The sequence below is a fragment of the Enterococcus sp. 6D12_DIV0197 genome (genome assembly GCF_002174385.1).
Classification (GTDB): domain Bacteria; phylum Bacillota; class Bacilli; order Lactobacillales; family Enterococcaceae; genus Enterococcus_D; species Enterococcus_D casseliflavus.
In genome coordinates this window covers 1,503,161-1,503,848 of sequence record NZ_NIBN01000001.1, presented here as the reverse complement: position 1 = coordinate 1,503,848, position 688 = coordinate 1,503,161, and the positions used below count along the sequence as shown (strand labels likewise).

Annotated in this window: 1 protein-coding gene; it reads right to left on the bottom strand. The window is 29.5% G+C overall.

What is annotated here, in order from left to right:
* Positions 1 to 659, bottom strand: a 659-nt coding sequence (locus A5867_RS07030) for a glycosyltransferase family 2 protein (RefSeq protein ID WP_170927511.1), incomplete at its 3' end; no start/stop codon positions are given.
* Positions 660 to 688 lie beyond the last annotated feature (29 nt).

Genomic DNA, 688 nt, shown 5'->3' with positions numbered 1-688 from the left:
TCATTAGCGCTAAGAACACTCTTTTTACCTCTGTTATACTTTGATATAGTACTAGAACCGTTTCTTATTTTATAATGATAGAAACTTTCCTTTGGTGAAAAAGAAAATTTTTGACAATTTAATACGTACTCAATTAAAAACAAAGTGTCTTCAGAATAAGATATCCTATCATTGAACATCATTGTTTTTTTTATTATTTCTCTTTTAAAAAGTTTATTCCATAGATAGCCGCTAACAAAAGTATCGGGTTTTAAACATTCAGCCACGAACGCATCTTTCTTCTTGGGAAATTCATCTACACATAGATACTTAACTTCAGATTCAGAATTATGTACAACATAACCCGAAACAGCTATATCACTATTTTTTATTGAATTGGTTAAATTTTCAATATAGTCTAAATCGATATAATCATCCGCGTCCATAAAGTAAATATATTCACCTTTAGAATGTGTTATCCCAATATTTCTGGAATATGAAACACCTGAATTAGCTTGACTAATTAACTTGATTCTGCAATCTTTTTCCGCCCAAATATTGCATAATTCTAAAGTTCTGTCTGTACTCCCATCTTCGATAATGACGATTTCAATATTCTCATATGTTTGATGAGTTACACTAAAAAGTAAATCATTTATATATTCTGCTACGTTATACATGGGTATAATGCTGTCTCTTATACACATCT